The sequence below is a fragment of the Paenibacillus sp. LRG-1 genome, assembly GCF_057220305.1.
Genome location: NZ_CM170126.1, coordinates 2,906,258 through 2,923,230 on the forward strand (window position 1 = coordinate 2,906,258; position 16,973 = coordinate 2,923,230).

Annotated in this window: 15 protein-coding genes and 2 pseudogenes; 14 read left to right on the top strand and 3 right to left on the bottom strand. The window is 43.3% G+C overall.

From position 1 onward, the window contains the following. The first annotated feature begins 60 nt into the window (after positions 1 to 60). Positions 61 to 1,085, top strand: a pseudogene (locus tag ACUUJN_RS12735) (NADH:flavin oxidoreductase). 163 nt (positions 1,086 to 1,248) lie between these two features. Here the strand turns inward: ACUUJN_RS12735 and ACUUJN_RS12740 are convergent. After that, positions 1,249 to 2,361: a GerAB/ArcD/ProY family transporter gene (locus ACUUJN_RS12740; RefSeq protein ID WP_023988609.1), complete on the bottom strand. Its 1,113-nt coding sequence runs from the start codon at positions 2,359 to 2,361 to the stop codon at positions 1,249 to 1,251. Positions 2,362 to 2,539: 178 nt separating this feature from the next. On the opposite strand from ACUUJN_RS12740, the gene ACUUJN_RS12745 reads away from it, so the two are divergent. The 9 genes from ACUUJN_RS12745 to ACUUJN_RS12785 all read left to right on the top strand — a co-directional run bounded on the left by ACUUJN_RS12745 (position 2,540) and on the right by ACUUJN_RS12785 (position 11,954). After that, a complete protein-coding gene (locus tag ACUUJN_RS12745; RefSeq protein WP_028541285.1) occupies positions 2,540 to 4,069 on the top strand; it encodes a spore germination protein in 1,530 nt (509 codons plus the stop codon). After that, positions 4,050 to 5,273, top strand: a complete 1,224-nt coding sequence (locus tag ACUUJN_RS12750; RefSeq protein ID WP_430180178.1) for a Ger(x)C family spore germination protein — start codon at positions 4,050 to 4,052, stop codon at positions 5,271 to 5,273. Before ACUUJN_RS12745 ends, ACUUJN_RS12750 begins: the two co-directional genes overlap by 20 nt. An 8-nt stretch (positions 5,274 to 5,281) precedes the next feature. Continuing rightward, complete coding sequence (locus tag ACUUJN_RS12755; RefSeq protein ID WP_226887813.1) at positions 5,282 to 5,509, top strand: hypothetical protein; 228 nt, start codon at positions 5,282 to 5,284, stop codon at positions 5,507 to 5,509. Between the two features lie 562 nt (positions 5,510 to 6,071). Beyond that, on the top strand, positions 6,072 to 6,482 hold the full coding sequence (locus ACUUJN_RS12760) for a MarR family winged helix-turn-helix transcriptional regulator (protein WP_028541283.1): 411 nt from the start codon (positions 6,072 to 6,074) through the stop codon (positions 6,480 to 6,482). A gap of 73 nt (positions 6,483 to 6,555) precedes the next feature. After that, positions 6,556 to 8,319, top strand: coding sequence for an ABC transporter ATP-binding protein (locus ACUUJN_RS12765; protein ID WP_023988614.1), 1,764 nt, complete (start codon positions 6,556 to 6,558; stop codon positions 8,317 to 8,319). Then, on the top strand, positions 8,312 to 10,162 hold the full coding sequence (locus tag ACUUJN_RS12770) for an ABC transporter ATP-binding protein (RefSeq protein ID WP_279833679.1): 1,851 nt from the start codon (positions 8,312 to 8,314) through the stop codon (positions 10,160 to 10,162). The genes ACUUJN_RS12765 and ACUUJN_RS12770 overlap by 8 nt, the downstream gene beginning before the upstream one ends. A gap of 120 nt (positions 10,163 to 10,282) precedes the next feature. Continuing rightward, positions 10,283 to 10,591 (top strand): hypothetical protein, encoded by a 309-nt coding sequence (locus ACUUJN_RS12775; protein ID WP_025723019.1) that lies wholly within the window; start codon positions 10,283 to 10,285, stop codon positions 10,589 to 10,591. A 344-nt stretch (positions 10,592 to 10,935) separates the two neighbouring features. Then, the gene (locus tag ACUUJN_RS12780) at positions 10,936 to 11,289 is read left to right on the top strand and encodes a beta-xylosidase family glycoside hydrolase (protein ID WP_053325447.1); all 354 of its coding nucleotides are present in this window, start codon (positions 10,936 to 10,938) and stop codon (positions 11,287 to 11,289) included. A 245-nt stretch (positions 11,290 to 11,534) separates the two neighbouring features. Next, positions 11,535 to 11,954, top strand: a complete 420-nt coding sequence (locus ACUUJN_RS12785; RefSeq protein WP_071558739.1) for an ester cyclase — start codon at positions 11,535 to 11,537, stop codon at positions 11,952 to 11,954. A 224-nt stretch (positions 11,955 to 12,178) separates the two neighbouring features. Here ACUUJN_RS12785 and ACUUJN_RS12790 read toward each other — a convergent pair whose 3' ends face one another. Then, a complete protein-coding gene (locus ACUUJN_RS12790; RefSeq protein WP_484669752.1) occupies positions 12,179 to 13,570 on the bottom strand; it encodes an aminotransferase-like domain-containing protein in 1,392 nt (463 codons plus the stop codon). A 107-nt stretch (positions 13,571 to 13,677) separates the two neighbouring features. Here ACUUJN_RS12790 and ACUUJN_RS12795 point away from each other — a divergent pair. Both ACUUJN_RS12795 and ACUUJN_RS12800 read left to right on the top strand, forming a co-directional pair. Next, a pseudogene (locus ACUUJN_RS12795) lies at positions 13,678 to 14,408 on the top strand (AzlC family ABC transporter permease). Next, the gene (locus ACUUJN_RS12800; RefSeq protein ID WP_071558736.1) at positions 14,389 to 14,721 is read left to right on the top strand and encodes a branched-chain amino acid transporter permease; all 333 of its coding nucleotides are present in this window, start codon (positions 14,389 to 14,391) and stop codon (positions 14,719 to 14,721) included. The pseudogene ACUUJN_RS12795 and the gene ACUUJN_RS12800 overlap by 20 nt, the downstream one beginning before the upstream one ends. A 182-nt stretch (positions 14,722 to 14,903) precedes the next feature. Here ACUUJN_RS12800 and ACUUJN_RS12805 read toward each other — a convergent pair whose 3' ends face one another. Then, positions 14,904 to 15,257, bottom strand: a complete 354-nt coding sequence (locus tag ACUUJN_RS12805) for a winged helix-turn-helix transcriptional regulator (protein ID WP_023988623.1) — start codon at positions 15,255 to 15,257, stop codon at positions 14,904 to 14,906. A 131-nt stretch (positions 15,258 to 15,388) separates the two neighbouring features. Here ACUUJN_RS12805 and ACUUJN_RS12810 point away from each other — a divergent pair, with 131 nt between their 5' ends. Next, on the top strand, positions 15,389 to 16,045 hold the full coding sequence (locus ACUUJN_RS12810; RefSeq protein WP_071558735.1) for an ABC transporter permease: 657 nt from the start codon (positions 15,389 to 15,391) through the stop codon (positions 16,043 to 16,045). A 9-nt stretch (positions 16,046 to 16,054) separates the two neighbouring features. Further along, the gene (locus tag ACUUJN_RS12815) at positions 16,055 to 16,966 is read left to right on the top strand and encodes a glycine betaine ABC transporter substrate-binding protein (protein ID WP_028541278.1); all 912 of its coding nucleotides are present in this window, start codon (positions 16,055 to 16,057) and stop codon (positions 16,964 to 16,966) included. Positions 16,967 to 16,973: the final 7 nt, after the last annotated feature.

Below are 16,973 nucleotides of genomic sequence, written 5' to 3' on the forward strand. Positions count from 1 at the left end.
TTGTTCGAAACTACAAAAATAGGAAATATAGTGCTGAAAAATCGATTAGGTGTTGCACCTATGACACGCACGAGTGCTTCTCCAGAAGGCTTTGCAACGGATCAAATGGCACAATACAATGCTTCATTTGCACATGGCGGATTTGGTTTGATTATTGTTGAGGGAACCTATACAGATGAGCTGTTTAGTCAGTGTTATTTCAACCAGCCCGGGATGGCCACTGACGAACAGGCTAAATCGTGGGAAAAGGTGGTGGAAGCTGTTCATAAGGCTGGCGGAGCAATTATTGTTCAGTTAGAACACGCGAGTGCTTTATCTCAAGGTAACCGATTCGAATCAAATATATTGACTCCATCAGCAGTGCAACCACAAGGAGGCAACTTGCGTTTTATGGCGGTGAAGGAGCTTTTCCGATGCCTGTGGAAGCAACGAAGAAAGATATTGAAAACGTAATTCAGGGATTTGTGAATGCTGCTGTTCGTGCCAAATCAGCTGGATTTGACGGCGTAGAAATTCACGGTGCAAATGGTTATTTACTGGATGAGTTTCTTACGGACTATACAAACCAGGGAACGGATGAATACGGAGGTTCCCTCAGCAATCGTGTTCGTTTATTGGTTGACGTATCGAGTGCAGTTCGGCAAGCCGTAGGAGAAAACTTTATAGTTGGGATTCGAATCTCCCAAGGGAAAGTAAATGATTATGAGCATAAGTGGGCTGGTAAAGAAGAAGAGGCAAAAGTGATTTTCCAACAGTTAGGACAGTCGGGGCTTGATTATATCCATGTCACGGAATATGAGGCTTGGCAACCAGCCTTTCCAGACAGTAGTAGACAATCTCTTGCTGAGCTTGCCAAGAAGTATGGAAACATTACAGTGATGGCTAATGGACACCTGGAAGACCCATCTAAAGCAAGTCAGATGGTCGAACATTGTACAGCCGATATTATTACTTTGGGCAAAGGAGCTCTTGCTAATCATAATTGGCCTGTCAAAGTTAAAAATGATGAACTGCTAGCTATATTTGACCAGGAAAAGATTTTAAGACCGAATGCAACGATAAAGGACTTTGAATTGGTCGATTAAGAAAAAAGTGCGTCCTTTAGACCTTCTGTAAAGTACTCTATCAAGGTACTCTACAAAAGGTCTAATTGAATGAACTCTGCGATCACGGAGAGCATGGAAGATGGAAGAAGGTTTGCAATTGTGGAGGGAGAAGTGCGTAAGATTGCCGAATATGCCCCGAAAGTTACGTTAGCTGGTTGTTGTGACTGATACGTTTCCTGATATGATAAACAACGAGCAGGATTAACGGGAAAGCGATGGCATGGGTGAAATCCCAATCTACCCAGTAGGCGGGGATCTCCTTGACGTAGAAAATAATATTTTTTGCAATCAGATGCGACAGTCCGTAAATCAGAAATGCCACTGGAAAGATCAATGGCCGATAGGATTTTAGCTTTAGTAGCTGAGCTGTCCCCAAAACAAATGCGTAAAAGAAAAGCGCTGTTTTGAAATAGGTGCTGATGATCCACGTGGTGGCCATTAAAGCCTCAATCCGCTGCAAAAAATTAGCAATGTTGATTCTCTGGGCAAGAATATAGGCAGCGTAAAATTCGTGTTCTGAGAAATATGCCCCGAGTACTGTTAGGGAGAGAAACAAAATGAGGTTGAGTCCAACAGCTCCGATCAACAAAGAAATGAATATATTGCGGCTCGTATTGCTTTGTTTTTGGACATAGGGATACACCATGAAGAACACGCACATTTCTCCAAAGGGATAAAATACACCGAACATAATGGTGTGCAGCATGTCAGGAAACGATGTATTCAAAATAGGATGGATACGCTCCATCTTGACATCGGGGAACAGGAGAACGATTAGGCAAATCAGAAAAAACGCAAAGAAAGGAAAAAAAATCTGGGCTGCTCTGCCCAGCGTTTCAAGACCCAGCCGCAAGCCATACACCAACAGAAAAATCGCCATGAAGCGAATGACCCCGCCGGGTGTCCCTTCGTAAATCTGTGTGCACATGAAATCTTCGATTTCTCTGATATAGGTGGAGGCTGCAATCAGGAAAAAGAATAAATAACTCAACGCTACAGCTCCACCCACCCATTTTCCTAATACTTGTAATGAAAGCTCAATAATCGTTTTAGTTGGATCAATATTTGATGTAGATATCATCAGCTTTACGCATGCAAGTCCTAGCGGAATACTAATCAAGGCGGCAATCCACGCATCCTCGTGGGCTCCGGTTGCCATTGCTGCAGGATACACAAGTGCCATTTCCCCGATTAGCGAGAAAAGTCCAAGTAACATCATTTGAGCCGTACTGATCCGGTCTTTTTCAAGATTCATGAGATTCCTCCAAATCTGCTGCAAACTGCCCCTCAAGTTTTCTTTTGTCATTTCCTTTAGTATGTGATTTTATAACATAATTATTAATTGATAGTCGAAAAGGAATGTTAAGGGGATAATTATCAAGTTCTTCTGTCATACTATTTGTAGTTTGCTCACGGAATGCGGAGGTTGTGACATGAAGGATACAATTACTGGCACATTATCACACCGCTTGGAGGACAATTTGGTGCAGTTGGTTCAACTGCTCGGGACAAGCACCGATTTGATCACTAAAAAGCTGGAATTGGATGAGTCTACGCATATCGCTTTGCTTTATATTGATGGTCTTGTGGATACACAGGTTCTGCATAATTCCATATTATTTTCGCTTCAGGAACGTTGTACCCCTGACCAAATGAGAGATCTTGATGCTAATCAGAAGATTGAGCTTTTGCGAAAACGTATGCTGATTGCGGGGGATCTATCCGTCACGCATGACCTTGGGCAATTTGTTCATGAGCTGTTATCCGGTAATATCATGGTGCTGGTTGACGGAACATCCAGCGCCCTACGGATCGGACTGCCTGGATGGGAGGACCGCAATGTAGGCGAACCAAGCTCACAATCAGTTGTACGTGGGCCGATGGAAGGGTTCACGGAAAATATGCGGACAAACACGGCGCTGATTCGAAGGAAAATTAAAGATAGCCAGCTATGGCTAGAAACCTTCCAAATTGGTAAGGTGACTCAAACCAGTGTATCCATTATGTATCTCGCCAACATCGCTAATCCTGACCTGGTGCAGGAGGTGAAGCGCAGATTGGCCAAAATAGATACGGACAGTATCCTGGAGAGCGGATATATTGAGGAGTTTATTCAAGATACGGCTGCTACGCCGTTCCCCACGATCTATAACAGCGACCGGCCGGATACTATCGCAGCGGGAATCCTGGAAGGCAAAGTGGCGATTCTTGTGGATGGAACCCCCTTTGTCCTGTTGGTGCCTACCTTTTTTGTCGCTTTTTTTCAATCTGCCGAAGATTATTATCAGCGGGCCGATATTGCCACCTTGCTACGGTTCATCCGTTTTCTTTCCTTTTTCATTACGTTGCTTGCGCCTTCATTTTATGTGGCGGTTACGACCTATCATCAGGAGATGATCCCTACCAATCTGGTTATCAGCCTTGCCGCACAGAGAGAAAGCGTTCCTTTTCCTGCATTTGTGGAGGCAGTACTCATGGAATTAACGTATGAGATTTTGCGGGAGGCGGGAGTGAGGATTCCAAAAAATATAGGGCAGGCGATATCCATTGTTGGAACACTTGTCATAGGACAGGCGGCGGTTGCCGCGGGCTTTATCTCATCAGCAATGGTTATCATTGTATCCATTACGGCCATATCCAGTTTTGTGATACCAGAGACGGGCATGTCGATCGCTGCAAGAATCATTCGCTTTGTTCTTATCGGACTAGCTGGCTTTATTGGACTATACGGAATACTATTCGGTATCTTTTTAATCGTGCTGCATTTGGCGAGTCTGCGTTCTTTTGGCATGCCCTATATGAGTCCGATCGGTCCATACCGTTCAAATGATCTGAAGGATTCCATCTTCCGCTTTACCTGGCCGCGTTTAAAGACAAGGCCGGCAGAAAGTATGATTCAAAATCTTGACCGTCAAAGCACAACCAAGCAAAAGGAGTCGGCAGATGAGCCCAAAAAACCGTAAAACTGTTTCGCGACTGCTGCTTACCCTTTTGGTCCCTATGCTGCTCAGCGGGTGCTGGGAAAGACAGGAGTTAAATGAAATGGCCTTTGTGCTGGGAATGGGGCTAGATAAGGCTGAATCTGGCTATAAGGTTACACTGCAGGTGGTTATTCCTTCAGCAATTGCCTCGCAGGCGGCGGGAGGGACGGGAGGTGCCGGGGTGCCAGTGATTGTATCTACCTTTACGGTCCCCACGATTTATGAAGCTCAGCGCAAGTACAGTCTGGAAAGTGCGAGAGCTGGCTACTATGGGCATATCCGTATACTGGTGATCGGAGAGGAGCTTGCCCGGGCCGGAATTAGCGAGGCACTTGATATGCTGAAGCGGAGCCGAGAGCCGCGTAATGATTTCTATGCCATGGTCGCCAAAGACACCACTGCCGAAGATGTTCTGAAGGTCCTTACCCCGCTAGAGAGATTACCGGCAAGTAAATTATATAATTCCCTGGACAAATCTTATAAGACATCGGGCAAAACAGTCGCTGTTTCTTTGAACCAATTTATTGAAGATTTGTTGTACGAGGGGAAGAATCCGGTGCTAACTGGAGTGAAGATGTCAGGCAGTGTTAGTGAGGGCGAAAAGAAGAGCAATGTGGAAGATAGCTCGCCCACAGCCAAATTACAGTACAGTAATATAGCTGTATTTCGGAAGGATAAGATGATCGGGTGGTTAAGCGATAACGAGACGATTGGCTACAATTATATCACCAATAACGTTGTCAAAAGCTCAGGTTCTGTAATAGGAGACGACGGACGGCCCATCGTCATTGAAGCACTTCATACAGACACCAAACGTAAAGTCAAGATTATTGACGGTGAACCACATATTTACATCCATGTAAAGGCCTTGTGTAATGTTGAAGAGGTAATGAGCAAAGATAATCTGGAAGCAGAGCGCGTGATTACAGGGCTGGAAAGGAAATCGGAAGAACGAATTATCTTGCGGATGAAAACTGCAGTTAAGCAAATTAATGAGCGCTATAATGTGGATATTATGGGCTTTGGACAGTTGATCTACCGTGCCAACCCCCAAGCTTGGGCTAGGCTACAACAGAAAAAAGGGGACAATTACCTAAAATCGCTACCTATCCATTACAAAGCCAGCGTGTCGATTAACCGAATTGGTATTACAGACAAATCTTTTATTGAAGATATCAAGGAGTGAGCGCAATAGTGTTACTGCTTTTTCTGGCAACAGCAGCGGTTTGTGCGGTCATCGATGTGCCTTTGCTGACACGAGGAAGCAGGCGCCGTGACCTTCTGGTCTGGGGCTTGTTTTGGATCACGGGCATTGGTGTAGTGGTCTGCTCCTTGTACAAAATCAATGTGCCGAGCCCATTGCTTCTGGTCATGATGATCTATAAACCGGTTAACAATCTGTTTACATCCTGGTTTTATTAGGTTGTAAGGAAATTCACCTTTTGTACCTCGGAAAGCGCTCCGTTCCTAATAGTTTGATCTTGTTGATATCATGGGTCACAGTTGAGTGGCGGGAGATGGTTGCTTGAACAGCGAAATGTTGCTATCAGGAAATGCTTTTAAAAATAGTAGTAGTATCTTTGATTTTAATAGTAGAAGTGAATGTTGGTAAAAGCAGCAGCAGTCTAAGACTTTATTTTTCAAGTCCTAGTGAGCTGCTGCTTTACTTTTAGAAGCAGTCTCTTACATATCCCCGATAAGTGAGAAAAGCCCAAGTAATATTATTTGAGCCGTACTGATGCGGTCTTTTTCAAGATTCATGAGATTTCTCCATATCTGCTGCAAACTGCTCCTCAAGTTTTCTTTTGTCATTTCCATTGGACTTTTGTGTAGAAAAATTGGTAAAAATACAAGCTGGTTACGGAGGATTTTTTGTATTCCATATTTTCTCTAATTGACTTTATAACCCGACATTATTATTATCTTATACTATAAGATTAATTACCTCATACTATAAGGTATTAGCGAGAAGGTGTTGTGACCATTGGATTATAAAGCATTAGCGACAGAACTATTCGAGTATATCGTCAAATCGCGGAAACCGGCATTAGAGGAACGAGGGCACTTTTCACGTGGCGAAATGGGGATTCTCATTTGTCTGAATTTCAATAAGGACGGGGTTACCTCTGGCCACTTGAGCGAATACTTGTCCGTCAGTACGGGACGGGTAGCAACGGCACTGAAGAGCCTGGAGAAGAAAGGACTAGTTGTACGGCGTACTGATGTCAGCGACAAACGTAAGGTAATTGTATTCATTACGGATTCAGGTAAGCAATTTATGATTGATAGGCATAATGAAGGAATCGCATGGACCGAGAATGTTCTTCGAAAGTTAGACGAAGAAGATGCCAAAGAACTGATCCGACTCATTAAGCTTATTGTCTCTAGAAGCTGAATTTCTATGCAGAGCAGGATGCACCATACTTCACCAAGCATCAAAGACTATCAGATAAAAGGAGAGCAACAGAATGCTAAAGATATTCAAATATCTCAAGAAAAATGAATGGATGCTTGTGGTTTGCAGCCTAGCCTTCATCGTTGTGCAGGTATGGCTTGATCTGAAGCTACCTGATTATATGGCGGAAATTACGACCAAGCTGCAAACGGAAGGAACGCCTGTGTCCGAACTGCTGATTCCCGGCAGTTACATGTTGTTTTGTGCCGTCGGCAGTATGATTGCATCTATTATTGTGGGCTATTTCGCGGCAAAGGTGGCTGCAGGGCTGGCTATGCGTCTGCGTGCGATGGTCTTTGACAAGACCTTATCCTTTTCGATGGAAGAGATGAACAACTTTTCGACGGCAAGCCTCATTACCCGCTCCACGAACGATGTTACGCAGATTCAAACGGTGGTTGCGCTGGGGCTGCAGGTGATCATCAAGGCACCGATTCTGGCCGTGTGGGCCATTGTGAAGATTGCAGATAAAAACTGGCAGTGGACCGCCTCCACAGGAGCGGCCGTGGCTGCTCTGATCCTGATGCTAAGTGTCATTGTTGTTTTCGCTCTTCCAAGTTTCCAGAGAATCCAGCGTCTCACCGATAATCTGAACAGGGTAACACGTGAGCATCTGATCGGACTTCGGGTAGTACGCGCTTATAATGCAGATCAGTATCAGCAGGAGAAGTTCGAGCAGGCTAACGTCGAGTTGACGAATACAAACCTGTTTGCGAACCGTTTAATGACGATGATTGGCCCAGGTATGACCTTTATTATGTCAGGTCTGAGTGTCTCTATCTATTGGATCGGCGCTTACCTGATTAACGGGGCGGCCGTACCAGACCGCATCACGCTGTTCTCCAATATGGTCGTATTCTCCTCTTATGCAATGCAGGTGGTTATGGCCTTTATGATGGTAAGTATGATATTCATCCTGATGCCTCGCGCCTCGATCTCTGCCAAACGGATCATGGAGGTTTTGAATACCGAATCCAGCATCGTTAATGGGCATGAGACGACTGGAGAAGAGAGCGTTATGGGGCAAGTGGAATTCCGTAATGTCAGCTTCAAATATCCGGACGCGGAGGAGGCCGTGCTTCGCAACATCAGCTTCACGGCGAAACGAGGCGAGACGGTTGCCTTTATTGGCGCTACAGGCAGCGGCAAAACCAGCGTGATCAATCTGATTCCCCGTTTCTATGATGTGACCGAGGGAGAGGTACTCGTGGACGGTGTGAATGTCAGGAACTATAATCAGCAGGCACTCCATAACAAAATCGGGTATGTTCCTCAGAGAGCTGTACTGTTCAACGGTACGGTCGTATCCAACGTTTCGTACGGTGATAACGGAAGAGCAGGAGCTTCGGAGAAACTTGTCAAAGAAGCCGTTGGTATTGCTCAAGGAACGGAGTTTGTCGAAAAAATGGATGGTCAATATCAGGGTAGAATTTCGCAAGGTGGAGCGAATGTGTCCGGTGGTCAAAAGCAGCGGCTGTCCATTGCGCGTGCCATCTACCGTCAGCCGGAGATTTATATTTTCGATGATTCCTTCTCGGCACTAGACTACAGAACAGACCGGATTCTGCGCTCCGCTCTCAAAAAAGAAACCGGCCACGCTACGACACTTATCGTTGGTCAGCGCATAGGTACGATCAAAGACGCTGATCGGATTATCGTGCTGGACCAGGGAGAGATTGTAGGGAGCGGCACGCATGAAGAGCTGATGACGAACTGCAGCACCTATCAGGAGATCGCATATTCGCAGCTTTCGAAGGAGGAACTCATACATGGATAAGAATGAACACACCGTCGACAGCCAGCAAATGAAAATGAATCAGGGAGGTCCCATGGGTAAAGGCCCTGCGGGGGGCAAGGGTGCTGGTGAAAAAGCGAATAATTTTAAAAAGACCATCAGCCAGCTTGTATCCTACAGCAAGGCCTATGTGCCTATGATTGTACTAGCTATGGTACTGGCCCTGGTCGGCTCCACCCTCAACGTGATTGGCCCGGATAAGCTCAGTGATATTGCCAACCTGATTCAGGAAGGAATCGTAACCGGGATTGATGTAAGTGCTGTTCAGAAGATTGTTCTTGTATTGGCGCTTTTATATGGATTTGGTCTTATCTTTAACTATTTCCAGGGCTTCATTACAGCAACCGTCTCACAGCGTCTTACAAAGAAGATGCGGACAGAGCTGTCTCGAAAAATCGATCATATGCCTTTGAAGTATTTTGACTCTACGAGTTACGGTAATGTGCTTAGCCGCGTAACCAACGATGTCGATACCATCGGACAAACGTTAAACAACAGTCTCGGCACGCTTGTCGGTGCACTGGCTACCTTCGTGGGCGCCTTGATTATGATGCTTTATACAAACTGGATCATGACCATTACCGGAATTGTAGCTACGCTGATCGGCTTTTGCCTGATGAGCGTGATTATGAAGCATTCACAGAAATACTTTGTAGCACAGCAAGCGGAGCTTGGCCAGATCAACGGTCATATTGAAGAAACCTATGCTGGTCATAACGTAGTCAAGGTATATAACGGGGAACAAGCAGCCAAGGAAGTGTTTCATGGCATTAACAGCCGCCTATATACAAATGCATGGAAGTCCCAGTTCATGTCTGGCCTGATGATGCCAGTCATGATGTTCATTGGAAATTTTGGTTATGTCGCGGTTTGTGTTGTGGGAGCTTTGCTGGTCAACCAACAGACTATAACTATCGGAACTATTGTCGCCTTCATGGTGTATATTCGTCTGTTTACACAGCCCTTGTCGCAGCTGGCACAGGCCGCAACCAATCTGCAGTCGGCGGCTGCCGCCAGTGAACGTGTATTCGAATTTCTGGGTGAAGAAGAATTGGCAGATGAGCGTCACAAGACCATAAAGCTGGACACCGCCAAAGGGGATGTCGAATTCAAACATGTCCGTTTCGGCTATAATACAGACCGTATGATTATCAAGGACTTCTCCATGAAAGCTGAAGCTGGTCAGAAAATTGCCATTGTCGGTCCGACAGGCGCCGGTAAGACCACGCTCGTGAATTTGCTCATGCGGTTTTATGAGCTGAACGATGGAGAAATCTACATTGACGGAACCCCGATTAGCCAATTAACGCGTGAGAATATTCATGAATTATTCTGTATGGTGCTTCAGGATACCTGGCTGTTCGAAGGAACGATTCGTGACAATATCGTCTTTTCCAAAGATCATGTTACCGATGAGCAGGTGGAAGCTGCTAGTAGAGCGGTGGGGCTGCACAGCTTCATTAAAACACTGCCGCAGGGCTATGATACAGTGCTGGACGACAAAGCCAATCTCTCCGCCGGTCAAAAGCAATTGATTACCATTGCAAGAGCGATGATTGAAGATTCACCCATGCTCATTCTGGATGAGGCCACAAGCTCGGTTGATACGCGTACGGAATTGCTGATTCAACAAGCGATGGACCAGCTGACTGTGGGGAAAACCTCCTTTGTGATTGCTCACCGACTTTCGACGATCAAGAATGCGGATCTGATTCTGGTCATGAAGGATGGTGACATTATCGAAATGGGTAACCATGAGGAATTGCTGGCTAAAGGCGGCTTCTATGCTGATCTATACAACAGTCAGTTTGAACATGCATCCTAAAAGTAACTGCTTGAAAACATAATAAATATCCATATAGTTCCATCAACATTGACATCAGCAAGTGGACATTATAAGGTATGAAAGCCAGAATTTCTTAATCATAATTGTGGAGGCAGATCAATGAACCAGCGTTTTCGAATCACCCGTTCCATGCAGGAAAGTCCGGTGGAGCAATCCATTTCCCTGGAGGAGTGCAAAGATTACTTTGCATCCCAGCCAGACTTTTCGTATTCACGAGTGCTTATTATACAAGGTGCTGAGAGCACCATGTCGATTGAGGGAGATTTTTTCATGTGGAAGTATGCTGACGTAGAAATACCTTTTCGCCATTACATGGGGGATGTGTATGTGGCTATTTCCGATGAGGCTGTCGTGCCTAAGATGATTGAAATTGCAACAGATTTGCAAGCAGATGTGGTGGATGGGTGAAGAACTACTCACTATTTTTATTCTGCTGAAGGTTATTGACTTCGTAGTGTATCTTTACAGCAATGGACAGTGCTGATTTCTGACTGCTGACATCGAGTTACATAGATGTCAGCATTTTTGTTAACCACGTAACTGCAGTGGACATAGTAAAGCTACAAAATGGTAGACTTCATCCGCTGATCGCCTCTTATTGGCAGATGTGAAGAAGACGGAAGACCTGATATGTCAATATACTGGTAAGAACAATCCATAACCACAAAATACATATTCATTGGCTGGATGCTAAGAGACTTAACAGCTGGATCAACGAAAGGGGGGACGTATGCTATGTTAGAGATATTTCGTTGTTTCTCATTACGGGAGGCAGTTCAAGCTGGAAAATTAGCGAACAACCGTTGACGGTAAACTCCCAGGATGTGGACCAGGCAGCGAACAATCCGATTACGTCCTACAGCAATATTGCGTATACGCTTCGCTTTTATGCAGGAACACATTTTCAGTCGCTCAGGAGTTATGACGGTAAAGAATATGAAGCTATTGGAATTGGCTTAGATACCACGATATTCTCTGATGAATATAGCAAGTATGGTGAGTTTACAGGTAGTTTTGTTGGCTTGACCTGTGCCGATCGTGTTAAACATCAACAATATGCTGATTTTGATTTTTTCGAATATAACGTTGATGAAATGAATGAATAAATAAGTATTATTAGTTACCAAATGGTTACTATAGAACATTAAGGTGCCTACTTCACAAAAAACACGAGCGAACTTATTATGAATTTGAAAACCTAGGTTAAATTAATATTGTAACTTTGAAGTCTTTAGTTATCAATTATGATATTGATGTGTGAGGGAGATTTACTGATCAAGCAGGAACCTTTTACTTCAATGGTGATGGGCACGAAACGAAAAGGATAAAAAATTTTGAAAGGAATTTGAGAATGACAATTGAAGCGAATAAACAACAGATGCACCGGTTTACAGAGTTCATAAATACGGCTAGCGTAAAGCTAGCAGAAGAACTTATTGCCCCAAATGCGATTTTCTATGTCCCAGCACGGGAAGATGCGATGAAGGGACCGGATGGATATCTTGCAATTATCCAAATGATGCGAACTGGCTTCCCTGATATCCAATGGACACTGAAGGAGATGGTTGCTGAAGGCGATAAGGTGGCTGCGCGATTCATTATGCGAGGTACGCACCAAGGCAGTTTCTTCGGTTTTCCTCCAACAGGGAAAACCATCGAGGTTCAAGCGATGAATTTTTATCGATTCTCTGATGGGCAAATTGTAGAAGAATATGGTCAACCCGATATGCTTGGATTACTTCAACAAATTGGCGCTGTTCCAAGTTCGTAGAGGTTCATTTCAATACGACATCTGATGGTGTTCTTTGTTCGATGGATATGTAGCTAAGTAGGACAAATGTTCGTCTAAAATGGAAGCTACATAGGGAAGCTTTCCATTTTAGACGAATAAAAGACATACACTGTTTGTGCTGTGAACATTCGTACTTTGTTATGAAATATAAATAAAATAATGCCTGAGCCTTTGAATGTAGCTATACGCATCAAGACATCAATTCATTCGAGGCTCTCTCTTAAAATCTCTAATCCTCTTCTTAATTCCTCTAAAGAACTAGTGGATGAAAGCGCTACTCTTAGATAATTTTCTTCTGCATTCCCACCGCTCAGAAATCGATTGGAATGAAATACACGAACCCCTTTTTCCAGAAAAAAACCTTCAGAATAAGCTTCGTGCATAACTTTTGGTAAACGTAGCCATCGATAAAAACTCAGTGGATGTCCCCCGTGGAGAGTATTTGGGAAGAATTCAGCAAATAACTGGTTGGCTGTCTCGGCCAATTGTTTTTTCTTCGTAACAATCATATTTGCTTTTCCTGACAGAATCAGCTCAGTTACGATCTCTGCGTCCAAAGAGGATGTTTTGACGTTGACGTTGTATATGGCCTTCATCATTGTGTCTTTGAATGCTTCGTTAAACACGATATAGGCCACTCGAAGACCTGAGCAGATGGATTTGGCGGTGCTACAAATATAAACCGTTTGTTCAGGGAGCAGCTGATACATCGGCTGACCATAATGATCTATAATGTCCGCTGACAAAAAGGCATGAATGTCGTCCTCAATCAGGATCAAATGATGTTTTTGAATGACCTGAGCTAATTCTTTTTTTCGCTTTTCCGGAATTACAATGGTCGTGGGATTAGCGCAGGAAGGCATTAAAAACACACCATTTAAATTCGATTGAGAACATTGGTCTTCCAGAGCTTCAGGTAACATACCATACTCATCCCCTGAAATGGGAACTAGTTTGATACGAAACATTTTGGATACTTCAATAAAATTGGCATACGTATACTGGTCAACCGCAATTCGGTCCCCGGGTTCAAACAGTGCTAAGAGTGTAATAGCTAATGCATTTTGGGCTCCTGAAACGATCGCCATATGTTCAGTATCGGCCTGGATGCCAAAAGCCTTCATCCAATTGAGAGCAGCCAGTTTATGATGCGGGATACCTGCAGGATCATTGTAATTCAATAGCTGTTCCAGATAACTTTTCTCTACCACGTGCTTTAAGGCCTCAGTAACCAGATCATTGGTTTGCTCAAATGAGGCAACAAAACCAAGGTCAATATGTACGTTTGAGGATGGATCTTTTGAAATGGTGACCGACCGAGCCGCGTTGGCTGAAACAAAGGTGCCGTTTCCGGTCACACCATGAATTAATCCTTTAAGCTCGCAAAGCTTGTATGCGCGTGTAATCGTTGTGAAGTTCACATCCAAAAAATCGGCCAGCTCTCGCTGAGGGGGAAGTTTTGTACCCGGAGCCAAAAAGCCATGTCTGATGTCATGTTCCAGCAATAGGGCGAGAGAGCGATAAAGCGGTCGCTGCAATCTATCCCTGTCAGGTTTCCACGACATCGGATAATGTTCAAACGAATTAAATGGCATAGCACACCTCACAATATTGTAATGCATACAATTGTATCATTGATTGTATGGATTTACATTGCTAAACTAACGAAGAAATGTAATCTTGTCAAGGAGATGTAGCAACGATGATACACAGAAGTAAGCTTCAATTGGCCTTTAAATCAGCTTTCCCTTCCACACTTCCCATACTGGCTGGATTCTTGTTTCTAGGGATTGCCTACGGCATTCTTATGAATATATCTGGCTTTGGTGCGGGGTATGCGATCCTTATGGCCCTATTTATTTTTGCCGGATCCATGGAATTTGTTGCAGTGCATTTACTGCTCGGTCCGTTCAATCCACTAGGTGCCTTGCTAATGACCTTAATGGTGAACGCCCGGCATTTATTTTATGGCATATCCATGCTTGAAAAATACAGAGGCACCGGATTCAAAAAGTTCTATCTAATTTTTGGACTATGTGATGAATCGTTTTCAATTAATTACACGGCAAACATCCCCAAAGAAGTGGACAAGGGATGGCATATGTTTTTCGTAACTCTGCTTAATCATAGCTACTGGGTATTTGGCGCTGCCATTGGTGGATTTTTCGGATCTCTGGTGCGCATTAATATGGAGGGCTTGAGTTTGTGATGACGGCGCTCTTTGTTGTGATCTTTATTGAACAATGGATGAAAGAGAGCACACATCATAGTGCATTTTTGGGTTTGGGAATTTCGATCCTTTGTCTGCTTATTTTTAATAGCGAAAATTTCATCGTTCCATCTATGATAGGTCTTCTTATCGTGCTCTCCTTCATGAGAAAATCACTAGATAGAATGACAGGTGAGAGACACGATGTCCATGACTTTGTTTGAAAACATCACAACGATAGGAATGGTCGTCTTGGGAACGATAATGACCCGATTTATTCCATTTATTTTGTTCCCTTCGGGACGTCCCACACCTAAATATGTACAGTATCTCGGCAAAGTACTTCCCTCGGCAGCTTTAGGACTGCTGGTCATTTACAGTGTTAAGGATGTCACTTTTTTCTCTGGGTCTCATGGTGTGGCCGAATTGATTTCCATTGTCTTCATTATTATGCTGCATCTCTGGAGAAGAAACATGCTGATATCCATCGCTGGCGGTACACTGCTCTATATGCTCCTGGTCCAATTTATATTCTAAAAGTTGATCATCTCCGTTGTTGCAGGTTAGCTATTGAAACTTTACACAAAATAGTTGGAGTGACTATCAGTTGCACGAACAATACCCAAGAGGACTAATGTTAACCTTAGTCCTCCGTTGTTTTTAAAATATTCAAAGGCTTGTCATTCTCGTCCTCAAAACACTTAATCGGGCTCAGTTTTTTAAGAATCCTTCATGTTACGAGGAATTTCCTCATTGAGCTTATGATATTCCAAACCCCACGTTTCCATAACATTAATGATGGGTCTTAAAGTATTCCCTAAATCACTCAAGCTGTATTCGACTCTAGGTGGTACTTCGGCATACACGGTTCGAATGACGATACCATCCTCTTCCATAGACCGCAAATTTTCTGTTAGAACTTTTTGACTGATTTCTGGAATACTTTTACGAAGTTCACCAAAACGTTTGGTTCCTTTCAAAAGGTCTCTCATTATTAGCAACTTCCATTTGTTTCCTATAAGTCCAACCGTTGTCGCCACCGGACAAAGAGGCAACTCTTTTTTTGTAATCATTCGGTCTAATCCTCCAATAGTTACTTTTTGGTTCCTATCTAATAAAAAGGTGCCTACTTTCAAAACGATTATATTGCTTATATTATAAAGCGGTCGAGGAAAAAGCAAATTAAACGAAAGGTGGAGAAACCTTGAATGACAGCTTATGGATGCAATTAACAGCCTACTTTTCAAATAACATGCATGTTTTTTTAGCTACTGGGAAAGAGCATATAATAATAAGTTTACTAGCTTTACTCTGCTCTGCCTCCATTGGAATTGTGTTGGGTTACGTAACCTGTAAGTACAAACGAACAGAGAAATGGATCGTATCCTTGTTCCAAGTTCTAAGAATTATGCCTAGTTTAGCTGTTCTACTCCTTTTAATCCCTATTATGGGGACGGGAACAAAACCAGCTTTAATTGCCCTGGTACTGTTGGGAATTCCTCCTATATTAATGAATATGATAGCCGGTTTAGAGTCTGTTCCCTCTTTTTTACTTGAAGCTGCTCATGGAGTGGGTATGTCAGAACAACAGGTAATGTGGCGAGTCAAATTCCCATTAGCTGCGCCAATGATTCTGACAGGGATTAAAATAGCTGCCATTGAGGTCATTGCGAGTGCTACCATGGCTGCCAAAATAGGAGCGGGTGGATTAGGGGAAATCATCTTTACTGGTTTAGGACTTAATCGAGTGGATTTACTTTTGATTGGTGGGTTTTCGGTGGGAATTTTAGCAATTACAGTCGGGGTAATGCTTGATATGTCCGAGCGTATTTTGTTTAAATATAGATTTTTGAAAAGGTAGGTAAAAGATATGTCTAGAAACAAGAGAAAACTGTATTTTTCAATTTCAATTTTTCTTGTATTGTCGCTCATTTTAAGTGCATGTGGTGATAAAACAGAAAATGCTGAAGATAAAGCAGCAACGATACGGATCGGTACGAAAGATTTTACTGAGAATTTGATTGTGGGTGAACTTTACGCTTTGGCTTTAGAGGGTGCGGGATATAAGGTAGAACGAGTACCCAATATTGCGGGCTCCGTTATCCATTCATCTATTGTTAACAACGATATCGATATGTATCCAGAATATACAGGTACCGGTTTATTATCCATATTGAAAGTAGATATGCTCACTGATCCTGACGCGGTTTATAAGAAAGTTAAGGAAGAATATAAAAAGCAATTTAAAATTACTTGGCTAGATTACTCTAAAGCAAATGATGGAGCAGGACTTGTTATTCGTTCGGAAGTTTCTAAAAATCTAGGAATTACTACAATTACTGATCTACAAAAACATGTAAGTAAGCTTCGATTCGCCTCACAAGGAGAAGTTGACCAACGTGCAGACGGAATTCCAGCTCTAGAGAAAGTGTATGGTAAGTTCAATTGGAAGTCATCTAAAGTATATGATAACAGCTTGAAATATGAAGTGCTTAAAAACAATGAAGCGGATGTTGCCCCAGCTTACACAACAGAAGGGCAACTAGTTAATAAAGATCAGTTCACACTGTTGAAAGATGACAAACAAGTATGGCCTCCGTATAACTTGGCTCCTGTTGTTCGTGATAATGTGCTGGATACAAATCCAGAGATAGCTGAGGTTATTAATAAGGTGAGTGCGGCGCTGGATACGGAAACGGTAACCGCCTTGAATGCAAAAGTGGACGTGGATAAAAAAGAATATGAAGATGTGGCAAAAGAATTTTATGACTCAATTAAATGAGTGTGGG